Origin of the sequence: Catenibacterium sp. UBA627 (assembly GCF_002299355.1) — a bacterium.
GTDB classification, from domain to species: Bacteria; Bacillota_I; Bacilli_A; order Erysipelotrichales; family Coprobacillaceae; genus Catenibacterium; species Catenibacterium mitsuoka.
This window is the reverse complement of record NZ_DBPF01000108.1, coordinates 2,822-9,413: the sequence shown is the minus strand read 5'-3', so window position 1 is coordinate 9,413 and position 6,592 is coordinate 2,822. Positions and strand designations below refer to the sequence as shown.

7 protein-coding genes are annotated in these 6,592 nt (G+C 34.7%); 2 read left to right on the top strand and 5 right to left on the bottom strand.

Annotated features, from left to right (window positions below; translation table 11 throughout):
• Nucleotides 1-116 precede the first annotated feature (116 nt).
• The gene (locus B2S90_RS06960) at nt 117-299 is read right to left on the bottom strand and encodes a hypothetical protein (RefSeq protein ID WP_286696776.1); all 183 of its coding nucleotides are present in this window, start codon (nt 297-299) and stop codon (nt 117-119) included.
• Between the two features lie 44 nt (nt 300-343).
• A complete protein-coding gene (locus tag B2S90_RS06955; protein ID WP_055290078.1) occupies nt 344-1,570 on the bottom strand; it encodes a hypothetical protein in 1,227 nt (408 codons plus the stop codon).
• Between the two features lie 139 nt (nt 1,571-1,709).
• On the opposite strand from B2S90_RS06955, the gene B2S90_RS06950 reads away from it, so the two are divergent.
• Nucleotides 1,710-3,053, top strand: a complete 1,344-nt coding sequence (locus B2S90_RS06950) for an MATE family efflux transporter (RefSeq protein WP_278779661.1) — start codon at nt 1,710-1,712, stop codon at nt 3,051-3,053.
• 17 nt (nt 3,054-3,070) lie between these two features.
• Here B2S90_RS06950 and B2S90_RS06945 read toward each other — a convergent pair whose 3' ends face one another.
• The 3 genes from B2S90_RS06945 to B2S90_RS06935 all read right to left on the bottom strand — a co-directional run bounded on the left by B2S90_RS06945 (nt 3,071) and on the right by B2S90_RS06935 (nt 5,971).
• A complete protein-coding gene (locus B2S90_RS06945; protein ID WP_270469200.1) occupies nt 3,071-3,937 on the bottom strand; it encodes a DMT family transporter in 867 nt (288 codons plus the stop codon).
• A gap of 46 nt (nt 3,938-3,983) precedes the next feature.
• The gene (locus B2S90_RS06940; protein WP_147556581.1) at nt 3,984-5,573 is read right to left on the bottom strand and encodes a Cof-type HAD-IIB family hydrolase; all 1,590 of its coding nucleotides are present in this window, start codon (nt 5,571-5,573) and stop codon (nt 3,984-3,986) included.
• 80 nt (nt 5,574-5,653) lie between these two features.
• Nucleotides 5,654-5,971 carry a single-stranded DNA-binding protein gene (locus B2S90_RS06935; protein ID WP_006504417.1) on the bottom strand — a complete coding sequence of 106 codons (318 nt, stop codon included), beginning with the start codon at nt 5,969-5,971 and terminating at the stop codon, nt 5,654-5,656.
• A 124-nt stretch (nt 5,972-6,095) separates the two neighbouring features.
• Here B2S90_RS06935 and B2S90_RS06930 point away from each other — a divergent pair.
• Nucleotides 6,096-6,592 (top strand): PLP-dependent transferase (locus B2S90_RS06930; RefSeq protein ID WP_286696775.1); only part of this gene is annotated, 497 nt, incomplete at its 3' end.

Genomic DNA, 6,592 nt, shown 5'->3' with positions numbered 1-6,592 from the left:
GAAGTTTCCTATATGTATTATACTATTTCTTACTCCAAATTTCTCTATCAGATGCATTAACGGCATTCATCCCCCACCTATATTCTATATTGAGGTGGGGGGGTTCTGCCTGTTTTTTAGATAAAATGTATATCATGTTCTACCGCATATTGAATCACTTTATTTGTCGCTACCCAGCAAGTGATAACTTTACTTATTTTTGTTTGATCATCCCCAAACAATATACGATCTCTTGTGCAGCTTCTATTCACCCATTCACCTTGTGACTCTAATAAGTCTATGATGTCTCTTATTATCATATGTTGCACTCCTTTCTTATAATTATACACAAAAAAAGACATTCTTAATCAAGAATGTCTACCTGTATTGCATTAATTGTCATCAAACTTGTAAAGTCATTAATAGATAATGTACCTACAATCTTTACTGTCTGTCCCTGTTTAAACTTATCAATCTTATATCCTGGAGTATAGATGATTGTATCAATACCACCTACATTAGGAATAAAGAAGCTTAACTTGATACGATCATAATAATCCTTTACAGGAGCACTATGAATCTTTAAACCTTCAATAGAGATAAGAGTCTTTTCCTGTCCTATGCCAAATGGTGATAATACCTGTAAGTATTCTTCTATATTTGTCTTAGATAAGTCTGAGATTTCTAATGGAATCACATCTTTTTCTGTACCATCATCAATATAATCTTCATTAATGAAGTATCCAGCATTGATTTCATCCGCAATAGGTGCAACAGAACGGAATTTACCAGTACCAGGACAGCCATAAATCAAATACTTAACCATCTTTTTCGCATTATTTAAAGATTCAAGGTAATGTGCCATCTTATAAGTAATAGAATCAGCCATAACCTGTTCATTATATGTCTTCTTGAATTCTCTTTGACGCATATTGTTTTTCTGTCTTGTCTTAGGTGTTAATGCAATAAATTCAATTGCATCAAAACGACAGTCATTTAATAAACCTAAAGTCTTCTTTAAATGATATCGATTAGAATTACGTAAAGGAGTTCCTTCAGCCTGAATACCAATACCTGCAAGAGAAGCTAAATACTGATTCTCTTTACCAAGTAATGTATTAATAAGCTGTAATACAAGTAAGCTCTGTGCAGCATCTTCATCCTTATAGTGACCACCAGGTACTAATGGATAAACATCATTTCCATTTCTTACTTCTAACTGATCTCCTAAGATAATATGAATACCAGGACCAAAATCATCCTGAGGACCATCATAGAATTCAAAAACTGACTTTCCTTTAGCCATTAAGACACCTAGGAAGATCATAGCACTTTCTAATAAATGATGTAGTTCTGTACTCATGATACAAATATGAATCTTAGACTTAGAAGCACATGCTTCTTTAATGAGATTCACTACTGTTTCACCATTCTCTAAATCTGTAAAGTTGTAATAGAGTGGCATGTTGAGTGCTTCATAGTCTTCTTTTGTAAAGCCTCTATGCTCAACATATTTCGCAATAATAGGATTCACTTCATATGAATCCATGATTTCTTTTGTATGAGATAATTCAACTTCGTGAAATATCATTTTTTCACTCCCCTCTTTCCAAAACAATTATAACGAATGGGACTCTAAAAAAAAAGTGTTACTTTTATTTACTCTTTTTGAAACTTCTCTACACCTTTAATTTTGATATGTTAGACTATAGTCTTAAGGAGGGGATTTCATGAAGAAAGATCAATATCAAATGGATATGACGCACGGTCCATTACTTGGTAAGATCTTAATATTTTCTATACCATTAATGTTTTCAGGGGTGCTGCAGTTATTATTTAATGCAGCAGACGTTATTGTGGTAGGACAATTTGCTGGTCCACGTTCTATTGCGGCAGTAGGTTCTACATCTTCTGTTGTCAATCTATTAGTTAGTTTATTTATTGGTTTATCTGTCGGGGTCAATGTACTTGTCGCACGCTTTATTGCCTCACAAAGAGACAAGGATACCCATGAAACAGTACACTCTGCCATACTACTCGCAATTGTCTTTGGCTTGATCTTTGCGATTATTGGTGTGACATGTGCCAGAATGATTCTAGAAGCGATGGGATCACCGGATGATGTCATCAATCTTGCAACAACCTATTTACGTATCTATTTTATCAGTATGCCCTTTGTTGCACTTTATAACTTTGGTGCTGCCATATTACGTGCCATTGGTGATACAAAAAGACCACTTATATTCCTTATTGTAGCGGGTATTGTAAATGTCATATTAAACTTAATATTTGTTATTATATTCAAGATGGATGTAGCTGGCGTTGCACTTGCGACATTTACGGCTGAACTTGTTTCTTCAATACTTATTATTCACTGCTTGATGAAAACAAGTACTGTCATTCACTTAGATATTCATGCTTTAAAGTTCCATAAAGATAAGGTGATTCAGATATTCAAGATTGGTTTACCTGCAGGATTACAAGGTGCTATCTTCTCTATTTCTAATATCCTGATTCAGTCATCTATTAACTCATTTGGTTCTATTGCGATGGCAGGTAATGCCGCAGCAGGATCACTTGAAGGATTTGTTTATCAGTCTATGAATGCCATCTATCAGGCGTGTGTCACTTTCACAAGTCAGAACTATGGTATTAATGATAGAAAGAGAGTCGATAGAGTTCTTGCATTATGCATTGGAATAGTCACAGTTGTAGGACTTGTTTTAGGTAATCTTGTCTACTTCTTTGCGAATGAGCTGATTCGTATCTATACAACAGATGTACAAGCCATTGCCTATGGTCATGAAAGATTATTATATATATGTGTACCTTATTTCATCTGTGGCTGGATGGATGTCATAGTCGGTTCATTAAGAGGTTTAGGTTATTCTACTATTCCTATGATTGTATCTTTAATAGGTGCATGTGGACTAAGAGTCTTGTGGATTCTTACTATCTTCCAATACTTCCATACACTTAATTCTATTTATTTATCATATCCAGTGACTTGGATAGTTACTGCAGCGGCACATCTTATCACTTATATGATACTAAGAAAAAAAGCTTTTAGCTAAAAAAAGCCATTCAGAATTTAATTCTGAATGGTTTTTTTATCCGGTAACTGTGCAATAATAATCGCAATAAACATGAGTACACAGCCCAATCCTTCTTTGATTGTAAGACTCTGACCTAAGATCACCCATCCTGCAAGTACTGAGAATACAGATTCCATACTTAACAAAATAGAAGCTACTGTAGGATTCATACCCTTCTGTCCAATAATCTGTAATGTATAGCCTGCTCCACTTGATAATAATCCAGCATAGAGAATAGGTGCACATCCTACCATGATATTATGCATAGATACATCTTCAAATAAAAACATAGGAATAGTATTTAATAATGCACATGTGAAGAACTGAATACAGCTCATCTTTACACCATCTACTAATGGTGAATAGTGATCAATGACAAGAATATGTAATGCGAATACACAGGCACATGCACATACTAATAAGTCACCTTTACCTAAAGAAAGTGATCCTGTCATACATAATAAGTAAAGACCAATCACTGCTAGGACAACAGAGATACCAATCTTAGGACTTAACTTCTTCCCTAAAAATAAGCTAAAGAATGGTACAACAATAATATAAAGTGCTGTAATAAATCCTGCTTTACCTACAGTTGTATACTGAATACCAAACTGCTGCAGGGCACTTGCTAGACCTAATACAATACCACAGGCAATTCCACCTGCCCATAATTTCTTATCCTTGAAGTCCATTGTATGATCAAAGAAATAAATAAGTGGTAATAAAACAAGTCCACCTAAATAACTACGTAAGGCAGTAAAAGTAAATGGTCCTACATAATCCATACCTGCACTTTGTGCTACAAAGGCACAGCCCCAGATGAAGGCTGTAAGTAGTAGTAATAAATGATTTTTATAACGCATGATTTCCCCTCCTACAAAGGGGTATTCTACACGAAATCATCATTACTTACAAAAGATATTTATCTACGATTACTTTTATTCCATCATGATCATTATCTAATGTGATTTCAGTGGCTAGATTCTTAATTTCTTCTGTTGCATTCCCCATCGCAACTGCTTTACCAGCACTCTGGAATGCTTCAATATCATTCCCGCTATCACCCATCATGATTGTATTTTCAATAGGGATATTTAAGTAAGATGATAGAGATTCAAGTCCTGCTCCTTTAGTAATACCTAAAGGTGTGACTTCAATAGCTGTTTCTTCTACTACAGCACAGCTGACTGGAAATACTTCTAGTTTCTTTAGAAGCTGATTCATTGCATCAACACTTGGATTATATAAACAGAACTTAAGGATTTCATCCTTATGTACTTCTGCATATTCATAAATGTCCTCTACAATAAATGCACGGCTTTCAAACATAGATTGATAAATAGCCATATTGTAATAAGGCATATTCTCTACATCTTTTTGAGAGGCAATAGAATGCGACGAATCGAGTAAATACAACATCACATCCTCTTTCTTCACAATATCCATCATCTGTGTAAATACATCTGTATCAAAAGAATGAACTTCTAATGGCTGATCATTCTTAAAATCATAGATCAAGCATCCACTTAATAAGATTCCATAATCACAGAAATCTAATTCACCTTCATAGTCTTTTAATTCTGCCAGCCCTCTTCCTGTACATAAACAGATACTCTGTCCCTTTTTGTTTGCTTCAATTAAAGAAGCTGCAGTATTTGGCGAAATCGTCTTATCAGACTTTAGAAGTGTACCATCCATATCGAGTGCCAAAAGATATCTTTCCTTGATCCATCCATAATGCAGACAAGCATTGTAGATACCATCCTTGTTGGCATCAGTAGTCACATAAGTGGCTTTCTTCTTTAATTCATCTATACCATTACCCATCGCAATACTTGTCCACTCTGGAATAAACATAGATAAATCATTCTTTTCATCACCAAATACGACAACATCTTTAATATCACCACCAAGATGTTCCACCATACGTTTAATACCCTTGCTCTTATCTCCTGGTTCCACAAACAAGTATTCCTTATGAAAACGACACCAAGGTAACTTCTTTAAAGATTCCAGTTTCTCTTCTTCACCCTTAAAGCAGGCAATATATACCTTATAGATTTGATCATAATCACGTGGATCTAAACCTTCTACCACTTCTGTCTTCATATAAATATCATGAGTAAACTCATAAAAACGATCATCCGGTGCGAGTCTTCTTGTTTTGTTGTCAGGAGAAAAAGCCCATATCAAACCTTTCTTCTCACATTCATCTATTAAATCAAGACATAATTGATAATCCAATGGTTCTATGCCTTTTAACTGATCATCAATAGTCATTCCATTCCCTCCATCACTGATCATATTATGAAAACCTAATTCATGCATATAATCATGTGCCATGGCATAACTTCTACCTGTCGCAATCGCAATAAAATGACCCTCTGCTTCTAGCTGTTTTAAAGTATATTGTGTTGATTCAGGAATATACTGATCTCCTGGTGTTCCTACAGCTAAAGTCCCATCAATATCAAAGAAAAAGTATTTTCTATCCATCATGTACCCCTCACTTTCGAGATACATTATACACGCATGAACATGCATATCTCAATCAACATCCATGCGTGTTTTTGCATATTCTAGAATGAATAGCTAGAATCTTCACATACCATATGTTCTGGATAAACTTCCATAGCATATGAAGTTGTTCCTGAACGATTTGGATAAAAACGTCCTCTAACACTTCCTTCAATAGACACAGACTGACCCTTTTCAAAGTGGTCTACGACATACTGTGCTTTCTCATCCCAGATTACACAACGTATATAATCATAACGTGGTCTATCTTCTGTCCCTCCTTTCGTAGTAAGTAAGAAAGAACCTCTAAGTATTCCATTTCTAGATTCTTTCACTTCTGGATCAGATGTGATCTGACCTTGTAATTTAACTTCATTCATATTTTTTTCCTCCTTCTATATACTTATTCTCTAAAATAAGAATAAATTACTTAAGATTTTTTAAAAAAAGTTTAATTCCCTACAACCCTTATGGTATATAATGTTTAAAAACGGAGGAGATTATATGGAATTAGAAACAAAAGCAATCCATGAAGGCTGGAAGCCTGGTAATGGAGAACCTAGACAGTTACCAATTTATGAGAGTACTACTTTTAAATATGATTCAAGTGAAGAAATGGGCATGTTATTTGATTTAGAAAAAGATGGTTATTTCTATTCACGCTTACAGAACCCTACAAATGATGCAGTAGCAGCTAAACTTACTAGCATGGAAGGTGGATATGCTGGTATGTTAACAAGTTCAGGACAGGCAGCTAACTTCTTTGCGATTTTTAATATCTGTGAAGCAGGAGGACATGTTGTTGCTTCTGGTAATATTTATGGAGGTAGTTATAACCTACTTTCAGTAACTATGAAGAAGATGGGTGTTGATGTGACTTTTATTAATCAGGATGCATCTGTAGAAGAAATCAATGCAGCATTTAAAGAGAATACTAAGTGTATGTTTGGAGAAACATTATCGAATCCTACAATGGAAGTATTAGATATTGAAAAGTTTGC